This is a genomic window from Pseudomonas sp. GD04015 (assembly GCF_029837675.1).
GTDB classification, from domain to species: domain Bacteria; phylum Pseudomonadota; class Gammaproteobacteria; order Pseudomonadales; family Pseudomonadaceae; genus Aquipseudomonas; species Aquipseudomonas paralcaligenes.
In genome coordinates this window covers 1-15,156 of sequence record NZ_JAOEEE010000027.1, presented here as the reverse complement: position 1 = coordinate 15,156, position 15,156 = coordinate 1, and the positions used below count along the sequence as shown (strand labels likewise).

Here is a 15,156-nt window from a genome sequence, read left to right as displayed (position 1 = left end):
TTACAGCGAGTAGACTGCGCTTCCTCACCGATCTTGACCAGCCGAAGGCTGTTACTGCGTAGCGCCTTGCCTGAGCCGCACTCGCGACGCTTGGAGAGCGATTTCAGAGTTATGACCGAGCGCCTGCCTCCCGCCATCTTCCTGATGGGCCCCACCGCTTCCGGCAAGACGGACCTGGCCCTGGCCCTGGCTGACGCACTGCCGTGCGAGCTGATCAGTGTCGATTCGGCGCTGGTCTACCGGGGCATGGACATCGGCACGGCCAAGCCGGACAAGGCCACTCTGGCACGCTACCCGCATCGTCTCGTGGACATCCTCGACCCGGCGGAAAGCTACTCGGCAGCGGAATTCCGCGCCGATGCCCTGGCGGCCATGGTCGACATCACCGCGCGCGGCCGCATTCCCTTGCTGGTCGGCGGCACCATGTTGTATTACAAGGCATTGCTGGAAGGTCTGGCGGACATGCCCGGCGCCGATCCCGCGGTACGCGCGAAGCTGGAGGCTTGGGCCGCGGCGGAGGGCTGGGAGGTCCTGCACCGGGAGCTGGCGCGGGTTGATCCGGAATCGGCGGCGCGCATCCATCCCAACGATCCGCAGCGTCTCACCAGGGCGCTGGAGGTCTATCGCGTCAGTGGGCTCAGCATGACCGAGCACCGTCGGCGCCAAACCGCTCAAAATAGCGGCTCCGAGGCGCCTGGAACGCGGCAATTGCCTTATACTGCCGTCCAGTTCGCCATTGCTCCCGAGCAGCGGCAGGTATTGCACGAGCGGATCGCTCGTCGATTCCTGATGATGCTGGAACAGGGCTTTGTCGAAGAGGTCGAAGCCTTGCGTCAGCGGGGCGACCTGCATGTGGGGCTGCCATCGATCCGTGCCGTGGGCTATCGCCAGGTGTGGGATTACCTGGACGGGCGTCTGGGGCGGGAGGAAATGGCGGAGCGGGGGATTATCGCCACGCGCCAGTTGGCCAAGCGCCAGTTCACCTGGCTGCGCGGCTGGGAAGATCTGCACTGGCTGGACAGCCTTGCAAGTGACAATCTTTCTTGTGCCTTGAAATACCTTCGGTCGGTCTCCATATTGTGATGAGACCCGCCTATTCGCCGTCTATCCTTGGCTTTGAGGCCAATACGGCATAAGCCATCTTAATATTGCTTGACTACATTTGAACCCCTTAAGGAGTGCGGCACATGTCAAAAGGGCATTCGCTACAAGACCCTTACCTGAATACCCTGCGTAAGGAACGCGTACCTGTTTCCATCTATCTGGTGAACGGCATCAAACTGCAAGGCCAGATCGAGTCCTTCGACCAGTTCGTGATTTTGCTGAAAAACACTGTCAGCCAGATGGTCTACAAGCATGCCATTTCCACCGTCGTGCCGAGCCGGCCGGTGAGATTGCCCAGCGCTGCCGACGCCGAGCAGGTCGAGCCGGGCAACGCCTGACGGGAGCCTGACTTGTTCTTCGAGCGTCACGGTGGTGGTGAACGGGCCATCCTTGTCCATCTGGAAGGCAGCAACCCCGAGGCGGCTGAAGACCCGCAGGAGTTTCAGGACCTGGCATTGTCGGCGGGTGCCGACATGGTGGCTCTGGTCACCGTGTCGCGCCACATGCCGACCGCCAAGTTCCTGATCGGCAGCGGCAAGGTCGAGGAGCTCCGCGACTTGGTCAGGGAGTCCGAGGCCGAGCTGGTCATCTTCAACCACACCCTCACGCCCAGCCAGGAGCGCAACCTCGAGCGCGCCTTCGAGTGTCGTGTGCTCGATCGCACCGGGTTGATTCTCGACATCTTCGCCCAGCGTGCCCGTACCCACGAGGGCAAGCTGCAGGTCGAACTGGCCCAGCTGGATCACATGAGTACCCGCCTGGTGCGGGGCTGGACCCACCTCGAGCGGCAGAAGGGCGGTATCGGTCTGCGAGGCCCGGGTGAAACCCAGCTGGAAACCGACCGTCGCCTGCTGCGGGTGCGCATCCGCCAGATCAAGCAGAAGCTGGAGAAGGTGCGCAGCCAGCGCGAGCAGGCTCGCCGTGGTCGCCGTCGCGCGGATATCCCTTCCGTTGCACTGGTCGGCTACACCAATGCCGGCAAGTCCACCCTGTTCAATGCGCTGACCACCTCGGAGGTCTACGCGGCCGACCAGCTATTCGCCACTCTCGATCCGACCCTGCGGCGTCTGGAGTTGGATGACCTTGGTCCGGTGGTGCTGGCCGATACGGTGGGTTTCATCCGCCATCTGCCGCACAAGCTGGTGGAGGCATTCCGGGCGACCCTGGAAGAGTCGAGCAACTCCGATCTGCTGCTGCACGTGATCGACTCCCATGAGCCGGAGCGCGACCAGCAGATCGAACAGGTCATGGCGGTACTAGGCGAGATCGGCGCCAATGAGTTGCCGATGCTCGAGGTATACAACAAGATCGATCTGGTCGAGGGCGTCGAGCCGCAGATCCAGCGCGATGGTGATGGCAAACCCGAGAGGGTGTGGCTATCGGCGCGCGATGGCAAGGGGCTCGAACTGCTGCGCCAGGCGATCGCCGAATTGCTCGGTGAAGACCTGTTCGTCGGCACGCTGCGCTTGCCGCAGCGCCTGGGCCGGCTGCGTGCCCAGTTCTTCGCACTGAATGCCGTGCAGAGCGAGGCTCACGACGAGGCGGGGGACGCATTGTTGGCCATCCGCCTGCCGCGTGCCGAACTCAATCGGCTGGTTAGTCGTGAAGGCTTGCAGCCGCAGGACTTTCTCGCGCAACACACTTTGCAATAAAGCCCGGCCCGCCGTTTTTGCGGCGGGTCGGGGGCTTCGGTAGCATGGGCCGGCGCGCCGCGGGCGCGTCTTTAGCTTTATCAGATGGAGATCGCTATGGCTTGGAACGAGCCGGGTGGCAACTCGAACAACCAGGACCCCTGGGGCGGCCGCAAAGGCGGTGGACGCCAGGGGCCGCCTGACCTCGACGAAGCCTTCCGCAAGCTGCAGGAGAGCCTCAACGGCATCTTCGGCGGCGGCAAGAAACGTGACGGTAATGGTCAGGGCGGCGGCGGTTTCGGCCTGCTCGGCATTGGCGTCGTCCTGCTGCTGGCGGTCTGGCTGTGGAACGCGGTCTATATCGTGGATGCCCAGGAGCAGGCGGTGATCCTGCGCCTCGGCAAGTATCACGAGACGGTCGGCCAGGGCCTGAACATCTACTTCCCGCCGATCGACCGGAAGTTCCAGGAGAACGTGACCCGCGAGCGTTCCTTCTCCAAGGAAGGCCAGATGCTCACCGAGGACGAGAACATCGTCGAGGTGCCGCTGACCGTCCAGTACAAGATCAGCAACCTCCAGGACTTCGTGCTCAACGTCGATGCGCCCGAGGTCAGCCTGCAACACGCCACCGAGAGTGCCCTGCGCCACGTCGCCGGTTCCACCTCGATGGACGAGGTGATCACTCTCGGTCGCGAGCAGATGGGCTTGGAGGTGAGCAAGCGCCTGCAGGACTTCCTCGACACCTACGGCACCGGCATCACCGTTACCCAGGTCAACATCCAGCGCGCCACGGCCCCGGCCGAGGTGAAGGATGCCTTCGACGATGTGATCCGTGCCCGCGAAGACGAGCAGCGCGAGAAGAACCAGGCCGAGACCTATGCCAATGGCGTGGTGCCCGAGGCGCGTGGTCAGGCTCAGCGCATCATCGAGGACGCCAACGGCTACCGCGACGAAGTGGTTGCCCGTGCCCAGGGTGAGGCGGATCGCTTCACCAAGCTGGTCGCCGAGTACCGCAAGGCGCCGGAAGTGACCCGGCAGCGCCTGTACCTGGACACCGTACAGCAGGTCTTCAGCAACACCAGCAAGGTGCTGGTGACCGGCAAGGAAGGGCAGAACAACCTGCTCTATCTGCCGCTGGACAAGATGATCGACAACCGCGGCAGCGTAGGTGCTCAGAGCGCACCGGGCAGCACCAGCGGCGAGACCGGCACCCGCATCATCAATAACGTCGAGCGGGGCGATCTGCGTACGAGGGAGAGCCGCTGATGAGCAACAAATCGCTGTTTGCCCTGATCGCTGGGGTGATAGTCGCAATCCTGGCCTGGAACAGCCTGTATATCGTCAACCAGACCGAAAAGGCCGTGCTCCTGCAGTTCGGTAAGATCCAGGTGGCCGACGTGCCGCCAGGGTTGCACGTCAAGGTGCCGGTGATGAACCAGGTGCGCAAGTTCGATGCCCGTCTGCTGACCCTGGAGTCGCCGATCCAGCGCGTCCTGACGCTGGAGAAGAAAGCCGTGATGGTCGACGCCTACGCCAAATGGCGTGTCGCCGATGCCCAGCGCTACTACACCGCGACTTCTGGCATTCGCCAGATCGCCGACGATCGCCTGTCCCAGCGCCTGATCACCGCCCTGGCCAACCAGTTCGGTACCCGTACCCTGCATGAAGTGGTCTCCGGCGAGCGCGATGCGCTGATGGCGGCCATCACCAAGTCGCTCAATGGCATGGCGCAGAAAGAGCTGGGCATCGAAGTGGTGGATGTGCGGGTCAAGGCCATCGACCTGCCGAAAGAGGTCTATCGCAGCGTGTTCGACCGCATGAGTTCGGAGCGTGAGCGCGAGGCCCGCGAGCACCGCGCCAAGGGTCGCGAGCTGGCCGAAGGTATTCGCGCCGACGCCGATCGTCAGAAGCGTGTGATCCTCGCCGAGGCCTATCGCGAGGCCGAGGAAATCCGCGGTGACGGTGACGCGAAGTCGGCCGGTATCTACTCTGCGGCTTATGGCCAGGATGCCGAGTTCTATGCGTTCTACCGCAGTCTGGGCGCCTACCGCGAGAGCTTCTCCAGCAAGGGAGACGTGCTGGTGCTGGATCCGGATAGCGAGTTCTTCCGCTATCTGCAGCACCCCAAGCCCTGAGTGTCTTCGCCCCGGCGCGGCCGTTCGGCCCGTCGGGGTGACCTCCGGGGAAAACGTGTTATCATGAGTCAGCCGGGAAAAAGCCCGGCTTTTTTGCGTCTGCGGGAATCATGTGGCAGGAACTTGGCATCGCCTTTTGTCTGATGTTGGTGCTGGAAGGCATCCTGCCCTTCCTCTATCCGCAGCGCTGGCGCAGGGCGGTCACGCAATTGGCGCAATTGCCCGACCGTCGGCTGCGCCTCATGGGGCTGACCAGCATGCTGCTGGGAACCGCCCTCCTGTATCTGCTTCATTGAAGGCTGCCGCCCGTACCGAGAGGGGAATGGCGAAATGGCAACGGTAGACCGCTGGCTCCTGCCAGATGGCATCGAAGAAGTACTGCCGCCGGAAGCGGCCCGGATCGAGGCGGCACGCCGCCAGGTACTGGACCTGTTCCAGCGCTGGGGCTACGAGTTCGTCGTCACCCCGCACATCGAATACCTCGAATCCCTGCTCACCGGTGCCGGCCAGGATCTGGATCTGCGCACCTTCAAGGTGACCGATCCGCTGTCCGGCCGGCAGATGGGCTTTCGCGCCGACATCACGCCGCAGGTGGCGCGGATGGACGCCCATACCCTGCGTCGCGAAGGCCCCAGCCGCCTGTGCTACGCCGGCAGCGTGCTGCACGCCAAGCCGCGCGCGCTGGCCACTTCGCGCAGCCCGATCCAGCTGGGCGCTGAACTCTATGGCGACGCCAGTCCGGCCAGTGACGTGGAAGTCATCAGCCTGATGCTCGACACCCTGGAGCTGGCTCGCGTACCGGATGTGCACATGGACCTCGGCCATGTCGGCATCTACCGTGGGCTGGCCCGCGCCGCCGGTCTTTCCGGCGAGGCGGAACAGCGTCTGTTCGATGCCCTGCAGCGCAAGGCGATCGACGAGGTCGACGTACTCACCGAATCCCTGCAGCCGCACCTGGCCAGCATGCTGCGCGCCCTGGTCGAGCTGTGCGGCGGCCGCGAGGTGCTGGACCTGGCCCAGGCGGCCCTGGTCGAGGCGCCGGAGGAGGTGCATGCCGCACTGGACCAACTGGTGGCCATCGCCGACCAGCTGGAGCTGCGCTACCCCGAATTGCCCCTGTATTTCGATCTGGGCGAGCTGCGCGGCTACCACTATCACACCGGCGTGGTGTTCGCCGCCTTCGTGCCGGGCGTCGGCCAGTCCATTGCCCAAGGCGGCCGCTACGATGATGTCGGCGCCAATTTCGGCCGTGCGCGCCCTGCCACCGGCTTTTCCACCGACCTGAAGACCCTGGTCACCCTGGGCGACATGCAGGTCGCGGAGAAGGATTCCGGGGTCTGGGCTCCGGATCATCACGATCTCTACCTGTGGCAGGCCGTGCAGCGCCTGCGCAGCGAGGGGCTGCGGGTGGTCCAGGCGTTGCCGGGGCAGGATACGAACGCGGCGATCGATGCGGGTTGCGATCGCCAACTGCAGCTATGTGACGGACGTTGGCAAGTGACGCCGCTGGCGTCCTGATGGTTTTCCGCCGGCCGAGGTCGGCATCGAGCTTCCAAAGAGGGCAAGTGTTATGGGTAAGAATGTCGTGGTCCTGGGCACCCAGTGGGGTGATGAGGGCAAGGGCAAGATCGTCGACCTGCTGACCGAGCAGGCTGCTGCGGTAGTGCGCTACCAGGGTGGCCACAACGCCGGCCACACGCTGGTCATCGACGGTGAGAAGACCGTGCTGCACCTGATCCCGTCCGGCATCCTGCGCGAAGGTGTGCAGTGCCTGATCGGCAACGGCGTGGTAGTCGCCCCCGACGCCCTGATGCGCGAGATCACCAAGCTGGAAGAGAAGGGTGTGCCGGTGCGCGAGCGCCTGCGCATCAGCCCGTCCTGCCCACTGATCCTGTCCTACCACGTGGCCCTCGACCAGGCCCGCGAGAAGGCCCGTGGCGATGCCAAGATCGGCACCACCGGCCGCGGCATCGGCCCGGCCTACGAAGACAAGGTGGCGCGTCGCGGCCTGCGCATCGGCGACCTGTTCCATCGCGAGCGCTTCGCCTCCAAGCTGGGCGAGCTGCTGGACTACCACAACTTCGTTCTGGTGAATTACTACAAGGAGCCGGCCGTCGACTTCCAGGCTACCCTGGACGAGTGCATGGCCTATGCCGAGCAGCTGCGCCCGATGATGACCGACGTCACCGCCGATCTGCACGAGCTGCGCCGCGCCGACAAGGACATCATGTTCGAGGGCGCCCAGGGCTCGCTGCTGGACATCGACCACGGCACCTATCCCTACGTGACCAGCTCCAACACCACCGCCGGCGGCACTGCCACCGGCTCCGGCTTCGGTCCGCTGTACCTCGACTACATCCTCGGCATCACCAAGGCCTACACCACCCGTGTCGGCTCCGGCCCGTTCCCCACCGAGCTGTTCGACGAGACCGGTGCCTTCCTGGCCAAGCGTGGCCACGAGTTCGGCTCGACCACCGGTCGTGCCCGTCGCTGCGGTTGGTTCGATGCGGTGATCCTGCGTCGTGCCATCGAGATCAACAGCATCTCCGGCCTGTGCCTGACCAAGCTGGACGTGCTCGACGGCCTGGAAACCATCCGTATCTGCACCGGCTACAAGGATGCCCAGGGCAACCTGCTGGTGGACGCGCCGACCGACGCCGACAGCTATATCGGCCTGCAGCCGGTATACGAGGAAATGCCGGGCTGGAGCGAGTCGACCCTGGGCGCCAAGAGCCTGGAAGAGCTGCCTGCCAACGCCCGCACCTACATCAAGCGCGTCGAAGAGCTGGTCGGTGCGCCGATCGACATCATCTCCACCGGACCGGACCGCAACGAGACCATCGTCCTGCGACACCCGTTCGCCTGATACTCAGGTAAAGAAAAAGGCCGCTGTCAGCGGCCTTTTTTGTGAGCGTCGGGAAAGCGCTTCAGGACTGCATCTCGCGTAGTAGCAATTGCAGCGCGGCCGCCTGGTCGTCGGCCAGGTCGATGATGTGGAAGCCACACCAGCCATTGTGGCCAGGCCCTCCGGAGCGGCTCCACAGGCAGTCCGCACCGAGGCGGACTTCGCTGATGCCGTTCAGGGGCTGGTCCAGTACCAGGCGGCACTCCCAGACCGAATCGGCCTCCGGCGGCGCCTCGCTGACCAGCATGAAGCCGTCCTCGGACAGATCGACGACCTGTCCCAGCCGGCGATCGCTGTGCAGGTCGACAGCCTCGATGTTCAGTTGGGGCGTGTGGCGGCTGTGCTGGCGGCGGTCGTCCATTCAGGCTCCTTGTCGGGCTGGGTTGGCGCGCCCGGTGATACGCTGCAGGACCCGGTAGATGGCGCCGAGCGCGCGGTCCACCAGGGGGTTGCTGCGCTCTGGCGCGACGATGCGGGCGAGGTTCCGCTCCATCTCGCGTGCCAGCTGGCGTATGGGCTTGACCGCCACGCGCTGGCCGCCATGGTCCACGAACATGTAGTTGTGGGTGGTCGGGCTGAACCAGGACAGCTTGAGCGTGATGGTTTCCTGCCCCTGGACGAATTCGAACCAGGTGCCGAACTCGACCTGTTGCAACTCCTTGACCAGGTTCTGGGCGCGCGGCGACAGCGGCTCTTCCTCCCTGACCGGCTCGGCCAGGGCGGCATCCTCACCCAGCATGGCACCCAGCGGACTCTCCGGGAGCTGGGTCTTGAGCTGTGCCGCCAACTGCGGCTGCTGACCCTGAATCGCGTACTGGCAGGCCACGATGTCCTGCAGGAGGCGGCGGATGCCATCCTCGTGGTAGCCGCCGAGCAGTTTCAGGCCCTTGCTCAATTCGTCCAGAAGGTCGACGCGCAGGCCCTGGAGCCGGTTGCGGCCATCCGCGTCCAGTGGTGTTCCGCTCCAGGCCAGTTGTTCTGCGACTTCGCTCGCGCGTTGCCACTCGGCGCTGTGCTCGCCGTGGCGAAGCAGGATGAAGACCAGCACGTCGGCCCAGGTCAGTTCGAGGAAGTTGCGAATGACGCCGGGGAGGCTGCGTTCGCGCAATGCATCCTGGATCACCGCCACCGCTTGTTGTCGTGCACCGAGCAGCCGGTCTCGGCCCTTCGCCGCTTCTACGGCGCGTCGCTCGCGCAGTTCGACCTTGTGCTGAAGCGTGGCGGTGAACTCGTTGAACTCCTCGAGCAGCTTGTCGAACAGCAGCAGGTCGCTGGCGAAGCCGTGGACTACCTCTTCCACCACCCAGTAGATCTTCGCCACCAGGCCACGCTCGTCGCCTTCGCCGCCATAAAGGACGCCTGCCTGGGCCATGGTGTTGAGCAGGCGCCTGGCCGGATGGTGGTGATGGGTGAACAGCGCCTTGTCCTGCAGGGCAACTTTCAGATACGGGGTGTGCAGGTGGGAAAGCGCCGTCTTGCAGGCGTGTGGCAGATTGTCGTCGTCGAGGATGAAATCGAACAGCATGCCGACCAGGTCGATCACGTCGGCTTCCTGATCCGCCAGTTTCTGCTGGCCAGGCAACTGGCTGTAGGTCTCCAGTTGCTGCTGCAGACTGACCTTGATGTCTTCCACGGGCTGCGGTTGCTGCAGGCGCTGGGTCAGGGTGCTGGCCGACTGCTGCTGGAGTCGGTTCAGGGCGGCCAGCAGATCGCTGGCGCTGTAGGTGCTGGTGGCCGTGCGCGGCGCGAAGCTGGCGATGCTGCGGGTACCGCCGGGCAGGGGGCTGTCCAGGTCGTGCTGGCGGCGCTCGCCTAGCAGGACCGTCAGGCCGCCGAACAGCTGGCTCGGGTCCTGGGGCGGCGGCGCGCTCAGGTCGGCCGGTGCTGCCGATTCGGCAGATGGTGCGGTGGGCGTCGATCCGCTGTCCGCAGCCCGCTTCGGCGGACTGGCCGAGCCGGGCGAGCGCTGCGCGCTGTACTTGAGATTGGGCAGGATGCCTGCGTTGATCAGGCGCTGGTTGAGCATCTCGTACAGGGTGTCCAGACCCTGCATCACATGCCGCTCGAACAGCATGTACAGGATGACCTTGATGCGTAGCGGCAGCGGATGGGGCGCCAGGGCGTCGTGGAAGGCGTCGGCCAGCGCCTGGGGACCGAAGGGGTTGGTTTCCTCGCCCAGCTTCTGGCCGTTGTTGAGCAGGGCCAGGCGTTGCTCCAGGGCGAACAGCTGGCTGGTATTGCGCGCCTTGACCTTGCTGACCATGTTGGTCACCTGCAGGCTTTCCTCGTATTCCTCGTTCTGCACCAGGGCCAGGTCCTGTGAGTCCGGTTCTGCCTGGGTCGAAGGCTGCAGCCTGCCTTCCAGGAAGTCCGCGAAATTCCGGGCGACGTGCTGGTGGTAGTTGCGTTCTATCTGGGGACGCAGCTTGCGCAGGTCATGCATGGCCTCGAAGAACAGGCTCTGGACCTTGTTGTTCTCGGCCTTCTCCGCGCACTCGAAGAGGGTATCGTCGGCTTGTATGAACAGTTCGGCGAGGTGTTCGGCCAGGTTGTTCATCACCAGCTTGCGGCAATCCTGCACCAACTCGCCGAAGCGGGGCTGGATTGCCCGGTTGGCGACGCCGGGTGTATGGGCGGGTGGAAGGTCCTGCGGGCTCATGCGGTGTCCTGTGCGAGGCAGGAAGGAAGTCTCGCCGGGTTAGGAACATGCTGGCAATAGAGTAGCCGCTTATCGGCCATTACGGTGTGATGAAATAACTGGCCGCCAGGGTTGACATGGCCGCTTCCGCCCGTAAAATGGCGCGCCTCTGATACGGGAATCGGCCAAGTCGGTCCGGTAGCAGGGAGTGGAAGATCGTAGTTCCGCGATAGCTCAGTCGGTAGAGCAAATGACTGTTAATCATTGGGTCCCTGGTTCGAGTCCAGGTCGCGGAGCCAACTTCCAAACGGGGTATAGCGCAGTCCGGTAGCGCGCTTGCTTTGGGAGCAAGATGTCGGGAGTTCGAATCCCCCTACCCCGACCATTTCCGGGTCGTTAGCTCAGTCGGTAGAGCAGTTGGCTTTTAACCAATTGGTCGTAGGTTCGAATCCTACACGACCCACCATTGTTAAGAACGAAGAGCCCGCTAAGCGCGGGCTTTTTGTTGTCTCCGAAAAGGGGCGGCGGACCGCCCCCTCGTCTTCTCAGTGCAGTTTCAGGCGCGGCTCGGTGCTGCGGCCGATCCGGTCGCCGAGCATCATCAGGGCGGTGCGCAGCACGCCGTACAGCGCCATCTGGTGCATGCGGTACAGCGAGACGTAGAACATCCGCGCCAGCCAGCCTTCCAGCTTCACGCTGCCCATGAGATTGCCCATCAGGTTGCCTACCGCCGAGAATCGCGACAGCGAGATCAGCGAGCCGTAGTCGCGGTAGCGGAATTCCGGCAGGGCCTGGCCGTTCATGCGCAGCCTGAGCGACTTGGCCAGCAACGAAGCCTGCTGGTGGGCTGCCTGTGCGCGCGGGGGCACGGTGCGTTCGCTGCCGTCGCCGAGCGGGCAGGCTGCGCAGTCGCCGAAGGCGAATATGTTGTCGTCCAGGGTGGTCTGCAGGGTCGGGCGCACCAGCAGCTGGTTGATGCGGTTGCTTTCCAGGCCGTCCAGCCCGCCGAGGAAGGCGGGGGCGCGGATGCCGGCGGCCCACACCTTCAGGCTCGCCGGGATTTCCATGCCCTGGGCCGTGATCAGCGCGTCGCCATTGACCTGGCTCACCGCCGTGCTGGTGAGCACGGTGACGCCCAGTTTCTCCAGGGTCTTGTGCACCGGGCCGCTGATGCGCTCCGGCAGCGCTGGCAGGACGCGCGGGCCGGCCTCGATCAGGGTGATGCGCATGTTCTGCGGCTGGATGCGGTCCAGGCCGTAGGCGGCGAGTTCGTGGGCCGCGTGGTGCAGCTCGGCGGCCAGCTCCACGCCGGTGGCGCCGGCGCCGACGATGGCCACGCTGATGCGGCTGTCGTCGCTCTTGCCAGCATGGGCGCGCAGGTAGTGGCTGAGCATCTGCCGGTGGAAGCGTTCGGCCTGCTCGCGGGTGTCGAGGAAGATGCAGTGCTCGGCCGCGCCCGGCGTGCCGAAGTCGTTGGTGGTGCTGCCGACGGCGATCACCAGGCTGTCGTAGGCCAGTTCGCGCTCTGGAAGCAGTTCGCCGCCGTCCTCGTCGAGGGTAGCGGCCAGGCGGATCACCTTGCGAGCGCGATCCAGGCCGCTCATGCGGCCGAGCTGGAACTCGAAGTGGTTCCATTTGCCTTGGGCCACGTAGTTCAGCTCGTCCTCGGAGGAGTTCAGTGAGCCGGCGGCGACTTCGTGCAGCAGCGGTTTCCAGATGTGGGTGAGGGTGGCGTCGACCAGCACGACGCTGGCCTGTCTGCGCTTGCCCAGGGTCCTACCCAGACGGGTAGCGAGCTCCAGGCCGCCGGCGCCGCCGCCGACGATCACGATGCGATGGTTCATGGGGATATCTCACAAGGCTTGAGGAAATCGGTAGGCCCGGCTGGGCGAGCGCGAGGCGGCTCATAGCACCAGTCCGGCGAGTAGGCGGGAGAGAAGGCCGAGGCCGATCGTCACGGCGATGACCACCAGCAGGAGGCGCCAGGGGCGGAACGGCTGGCGCTCCACCTGGTGCTGCGGAGCGCTGAGATACTGCTCGACGCGCTGCTGGTCTTCGGGGCTGAGACGGCTGGACATGGCGGTCCTCTCGAAGGAATGTCTGCATTCTAGACGTAATTGGCGCTCGACGAACATCGCCGCCAGGGCGCCCGGTCACAGGCCGATGCCCACGTCGAACAGGACGGTGCGGCCGAGGTTGTGGCGCAGGAAGTCCGGCGCGTCGCGATGGGCGAACAGCACCCGAGCGTAGTTGGGCCCGACCAGCGAGAGAGAGCGCCAGCCCTGGCGCAGGTATTCGCTCGGCGGCGGAAAGGGGCTGTTGAGGTCGAGGATCTCGCGCTTGAGGCTGACGTAGGCGAGCAGGTCCAGTTCGCCCAGATCCAGCCCGCGCTCGGCGTAGTTGTGCGCCTTCTTGCGCAAGGTCGGGCCCAGACGAGCCTGCAACTCCACGGCCGGTATCCGCCGTGGGCGCGGCTCGCGGCGCAGCAGCTGGCTGAGCGAGAGGGCGCTGCGCCGTCGTTGCAGTTCTTCCTTCCATTCGTCGTTGAGGCGGCGGCCCTTGTCGAGGACGAAGAACACCTCGAAGCCGGCGTCGCGGAACAGCACGTCCGGCGGCTCCTGCCCGGCGGCGAACTCCTCCTGGCGGTGGCGCACGTTGAGAGCGGTCAGCAGGCGCTGGCAGACCCAGCGCTCGCGCTCCCATTTGCGGGCGTTGGAGAGGAAGTCGTTGGCTTGCTCGGCCTGGCGGGTCAGCAGGCGCAGGTAATCGGAGTCATCCATGGCCGCAGCATAGCGTAAACGTCGTGGCGGATTGGCCGGTGTAAACTGTGCTGGCACACACGAGAAGCCTCATGCAGATACGCGCCATTCTCTCTTCAGATCATCCGCGGCTGCTCGACCTGTGGCGTCGAACGCCGGGCATCCGCTTGCGTGCCGAGGACGAGTACGAGCCCTTCTGTCGCTACCTGGCGCGGAACCCCGGGTTGAGCCTGCTGGTCGAGAGCGATGGAGTGGTCGTCGCCAGCTTGCTGGTCGGACACGACGGGCGGCGCGGCTACCTGCAGCATCTGGTGGTCGAGTCTTCCTGGCGTGGCCAGGGGCTGGCGGGTGCTCTGTTGGATGAGGCGTTGGCGCGGCTGGCCGAACTCGGCGTGAGCAAGTCCCATGTCTTTGTGCTCGGTGATGCCCCCGAGGCGCTGGCCTTCTGGCGCAGCCGGCCGGGCTGGGGCGAGCGCGAGGACATCGAAGTGTTTTCCACGAGGAGTTGATGAGCATGAAGCGACTGCGTTGGTGGCTGCTGCCCCTGCTGTGCGGATGGATGGCCGCCGCCGTGGCGCTGGAGCCGGGAGAACGCCTGGCGCCCTGGACGCTGCTGGACCAGCATGATCGCGCCTACACCCTCGACGACGATCTGCAAGTACTGCTGGTGGCCCGCGGCATGGAAGCCGCCGATCTGTTGCGGGAGGCCTTGAGCGAACTGGGGCCGGAATACCTGGAGCGGCACCGGGTGGTGTTCCTCGCCGACATCAGTGCCATGCCGACGCCTATCGCCAGCCTGTTCGCCGTGCCGGCGATGCGCGACTACGGCTATCGGGTCATGCTCGATCGCACGGGGCGCGTCGCGTCCCGTTATCCGGGAGAAAAGGCCGAGCTGCTCTGGCTGCAACTGGATGCCGGCAGGTTGGTGGAGGAGCGCCGCTTCGCCCAGGCCGGTGAGCTGCGGGCGGCCTTGAAGGGTCTGGAGCGTTGATCGCCGCCGAACTGCTGCAGCCGCTCAGCCAATGGCTGGGTTGGCTGCTCTATGCCGCCGTGCTGTCGTGGGCCGTGTGGCGCACACCCTGGGTCGAGGTGTTCAGCGACCAGCGCCGCCAGCATCTGCTGTTCGGCACGGTACTGGCGCTGTTCCTGCTATGGCTGGTGCGGCGGGATTTCGCCTCGGGCCTGTCCTTCCATTTCATCGGCATGACGGCCGTGACCCTGCTGCTGGACTGGCCCCTGGCGCTTCTCGGCGGCTTCGCCGCCCAGCTCGGCCTGCTCGCCTTCGGCCGCCTGGACCTGGCCGCCCTCGGCGTCAACGGCCTGCTGCTGGTGGCGATCCCGGTGGCCATCACCGAGTTCTTCTCCGTACAGGTCGAGCGCCGCCAGCCGCGCAACCTGTTCGTCTACATCTTCTGCTGCGGCTTCTTTCCGGCGGCGCTGACCGCGCTGGCCTGTCTGCTCGGGGGGCTGGTGCTGCTCTGGCACGACGGCCTCTACGTCATGCCACCCTGGCTGGAAGACTTCATCGGCTACCTGTGGCTGGTAATGTTTCCCGAGGCCTTCATCAACGGCATGCTGGTCACCGGCCTGGTGGTCTTCTATCCGGACTGGCTGGAAACCTTCAACCGCACCCGCTACCTGTCGGCCCCCTGGAAGGACAGCGACACGGATCGGCGCCCATAAGCGCGGCTTATCCCGTCTGGGCTGCTGATCTGGGTCAAGATTCGCGGCGCTCCGAAATCCATGCTGGGGAAAACCACGGAGGTCTTGGACATGAGTGTGCATCTATGGGCGCGGCAGGAACTCGAGAGCAGCTTGGCGAGTGCGCGGGAGCGAGGGTTCGACCCACTGATGAGTCTGCGGGCACTGCTCAGCGAGGCGGTGGAGCTGAATCGCCAGGGGCGTGATCTGGCGGATCTGGCGCAGGAACTGGAATTCCTGGCCGACAACCTCGACCCGGACCGTGACTACGCCTTCATGCGGC

General features: G+C 65.0%; 17 protein-coding genes and 3 tRNA genes. 15 read left to right on the top strand and 5 right to left on the bottom strand.

Features of this window, described 5'->3' with window-relative positions; translation table 11 throughout:
* Positions 1–111 precede the first annotated feature (111 nt).
* From miaA to N7640_RS19095, 8 genes are all read left to right on the top strand, one after another.
* Positions 112–1,083, top strand: a complete 972-nt coding sequence (miaA, locus tag N7640_RS19130) for a tRNA (adenosine(37)-N6)-dimethylallyltransferase MiaA (protein ID WP_279904171.1) — start codon at positions 112–114, stop codon at positions 1,081–1,083.
* Between the two features lie 104 nt (positions 1,084–1,187).
* A complete protein-coding gene (gene hfq, locus N7640_RS19125) occupies positions 1,188–1,442 on the top strand; it encodes an RNA chaperone Hfq (protein WP_220811553.1) in 255 nt (84 codons plus the stop codon).
* Between the two features lie 12 nt (positions 1,443–1,454).
* Positions 1,455–2,756, top strand: a complete 1,302-nt coding sequence (gene hflX / locus N7640_RS19120; protein ID WP_220811555.1) for a ribosome rescue GTPase HflX — start codon at positions 1,455–1,457, stop codon at positions 2,754–2,756.
* A gap of 96 nt (positions 2,757–2,852) precedes the next feature.
* Positions 2,853–4,001 (top strand): FtsH protease activity modulator HflK, encoded by a 1,149-nt coding sequence (gene hflK, locus N7640_RS19115; protein ID WP_279904170.1) that lies wholly within the window; start codon positions 2,853–2,855, stop codon positions 3,999–4,001.
* Entirely contained in the window at positions 4,001–4,870 is an 870-nt protein-coding gene (gene hflC, locus N7640_RS19110; RefSeq protein WP_220811559.1) for a protease modulator HflC, read from the top strand. The genes hflK and hflC overlap by 1 nt, the downstream gene beginning before the upstream one ends.
* A 110-nt stretch (positions 4,871–4,980) precedes the next feature.
* On the top strand, positions 4,981–5,166 hold the full coding sequence (locus N7640_RS19105; protein ID WP_279904169.1) for a DUF2065 domain-containing protein: 186 nt from the start codon (positions 4,981–4,983) through the stop codon (positions 5,164–5,166).
* Between the two features lie 34 nt (positions 5,167–5,200).
* A complete protein-coding gene (locus N7640_RS19100) occupies positions 5,201–6,388 on the top strand; it encodes an ATP phosphoribosyltransferase regulatory subunit (protein WP_279904168.1) in 1,188 nt (395 codons plus the stop codon).
* A gap of 52 nt (positions 6,389–6,440) precedes the next feature.
* The gene (locus N7640_RS19095) at positions 6,441–7,736 is read left to right on the top strand and encodes an adenylosuccinate synthase (protein WP_279904167.1); all 1,296 of its coding nucleotides are present in this window, start codon (positions 6,441–6,443) and stop codon (positions 7,734–7,736) included.
* Between the two features lie 61 nt (positions 7,737–7,797).
* On the opposite strand, the gene N7640_RS19090 is transcribed toward N7640_RS19095, so the two are convergent.
* Both N7640_RS19090 and N7640_RS19085 read right to left on the bottom strand, forming a co-directional pair.
* The gene (locus tag N7640_RS19090; RefSeq protein ID WP_279904166.1) at positions 7,798–8,136 is read right to left on the bottom strand and encodes a PilZ domain-containing protein; all 339 of its coding nucleotides are present in this window, start codon (positions 8,134–8,136) and stop codon (positions 7,798–7,800) included.
* Positions 8,137–10,434, bottom strand: a complete 2,298-nt coding sequence (locus N7640_RS19085) for a DUF1631 domain-containing protein (protein ID WP_279904165.1) — start codon at positions 10,432–10,434, stop codon at positions 8,137–8,139.
* A 202-nt stretch (positions 10,435–10,636) separates the two neighbouring features.
* Between N7640_RS19085 and N7640_RS19080 the strand changes: the two genes are divergently transcribed.
* From N7640_RS19080 to N7640_RS19070, 3 genes are all read left to right on the top strand, one after another.
* A tRNA-Asn gene (locus tag N7640_RS19080) sits at positions 10,637–10,712 on the top strand.
* Positions 10,713–10,721: 9 nt separating this feature from the next.
* A tRNA-Pro gene (locus N7640_RS19075) sits at positions 10,722–10,798 on the top strand.
* A gap of 5 nt (positions 10,799–10,803) precedes the next feature.
* Positions 10,804–10,879 (top strand) — tRNA-Lys (locus N7640_RS19070).
* Positions 10,880–10,958: 79 nt separating this feature from the next.
* Here N7640_RS19070 and N7640_RS19065 read toward each other — a convergent pair.
* The 3 genes from N7640_RS19065 to N7640_RS19055 all read right to left on the bottom strand — a co-directional run bounded on the left by N7640_RS19065 (position 10,959) and on the right by N7640_RS19055 (position 13,193).
* Positions 10,959–12,257 (bottom strand): NAD(P)/FAD-dependent oxidoreductase, encoded by a 1,299-nt coding sequence (locus N7640_RS19065; RefSeq protein WP_279904164.1) that lies wholly within the window; start codon positions 12,255–12,257, stop codon positions 10,959–10,961.
* A 60-nt stretch (positions 12,258–12,317) separates the two neighbouring features.
* Positions 12,318–12,491 carry a DUF3094 domain-containing protein gene (locus N7640_RS19060; RefSeq protein WP_220811573.1) on the bottom strand — a complete coding sequence of 58 codons (174 nt, stop codon included), beginning with the start codon at positions 12,489–12,491 and terminating at the stop codon, positions 12,318–12,320.
* 75 nt (positions 12,492–12,566) lie between these two features.
* Positions 12,567–13,193: a DUF1780 domain-containing protein gene (locus tag N7640_RS19055; RefSeq protein WP_279904163.1), complete on the bottom strand. Its 627-nt coding sequence runs from the start codon at positions 13,191–13,193 to the stop codon at positions 12,567–12,569.
* A 71-nt stretch (positions 13,194–13,264) separates the two neighbouring features.
* On the opposite strand from N7640_RS19055, the gene N7640_RS19050 reads away from it, so the two are divergent.
* The 4 genes from N7640_RS19050 to N7640_RS19035 all read left to right on the top strand — a co-directional run.
* A complete protein-coding gene (locus N7640_RS19050) occupies positions 13,265–13,681 on the top strand; it encodes a GNAT family N-acetyltransferase (RefSeq protein ID WP_279904162.1) in 417 nt (138 codons plus the stop codon).
* Positions 13,682–13,686: 5 nt separating this feature from the next.
* Positions 13,687–14,163 (top strand): FAD/FMN-containing dehydrogenase, encoded by a 477-nt coding sequence (locus N7640_RS19045; protein WP_279904161.1) that lies wholly within the window; start codon positions 13,687–13,689, stop codon positions 14,161–14,163.
* Positions 14,160–14,855, top strand: a complete 696-nt coding sequence (locus tag N7640_RS19040) for an energy-coupling factor ABC transporter permease (protein WP_279904160.1) — start codon at positions 14,160–14,162, stop codon at positions 14,853–14,855. Before N7640_RS19045 ends, N7640_RS19040 begins: the two co-directional genes overlap by 4 nt.
* Positions 14,856–14,945: 90 nt before the next feature.
* The coding region (locus N7640_RS19035) for a hypothetical protein (RefSeq protein WP_279906221.1) at positions 14,946–15,156 on the top strand (211 nt) is incomplete at its 3' end.

Coding starts and splice junctions, on each gene's coding strand:
- N7640_RS19105 (WP_279904169.1), top strand. CDS start 4,981: ATGTGGCAGGAACTTGGCATCGCCTTTTGTCTGATGTTGGTGCTGGAA.
- N7640_RS19065 (WP_279904164.1), bottom strand. CDS start 12,257: ATGAACCATCGCATCGTGATCGTCGGCGGCGGCGCCGGCGGCCTGGAG.
- N7640_RS19045 (WP_279904161.1), top strand. CDS start 13,687: ATGAAGCGACTGCGTTGGTGGCTGCTGCCCCTGCTGTGCGGATGGATG.
- N7640_RS19095 (WP_279904167.1), top strand. CDS start 6,441: ATGGGTAAGAATGTCGTGGTCCTGGGCACCCAGTGGGGTGATGAGGGC.
- hflK (WP_279904170.1), top strand. CDS start 2,853: ATGGCTTGGAACGAGCCGGGTGGCAACTCGAACAACCAGGACCCCTGG.
- hfq (WP_220811553.1), top strand. CDS start 1,188: ATGTCAAAAGGGCATTCGCTACAAGACCCTTACCTGAATACCCTGCGT.
- hflC (WP_220811559.1), top strand. CDS start 4,001: ATGAGCAACAAATCGCTGTTTGCCCTGATCGCTGGGGTGATAGTCGCA.
- N7640_RS19055 (WP_279904163.1), bottom strand. CDS start 13,193: ATGGATGACTCCGATTACCTGCGCCTGCTGACCCGCCAGGCCGAGCAA.
- N7640_RS19050 (WP_279904162.1), top strand. CDS start 13,265: ATGCAGATACGCGCCATTCTCTCTTCAGATCATCCGCGGCTGCTCGAC.
- N7640_RS19100 (WP_279904168.1), top strand. CDS start 5,201: ATGGCAACGGTAGACCGCTGGCTCCTGCCAGATGGCATCGAAGAAGTA.
- N7640_RS19060 (WP_220811573.1), bottom strand. CDS start 12,491: ATGTCCAGCCGTCTCAGCCCCGAAGACCAGCAGCGCGTCGAGCAGTAT.
- miaA (WP_279904171.1), top strand. CDS start 112: ATGACCGAGCGCCTGCCTCCCGCCATCTTCCTGATGGGCCCCACCGCT.
- N7640_RS19090 (WP_279904166.1), bottom strand. CDS start 8,136: ATGGACGACCGCCGCCAGCACAGCCGCCACACGCCCCAACTGAACATC.
- N7640_RS19085 (WP_279904165.1), bottom strand. CDS start 10,434: ATGAGCCCGCAGGACCTTCCACCCGCCCATACACCCGGCGTCGCCAAC.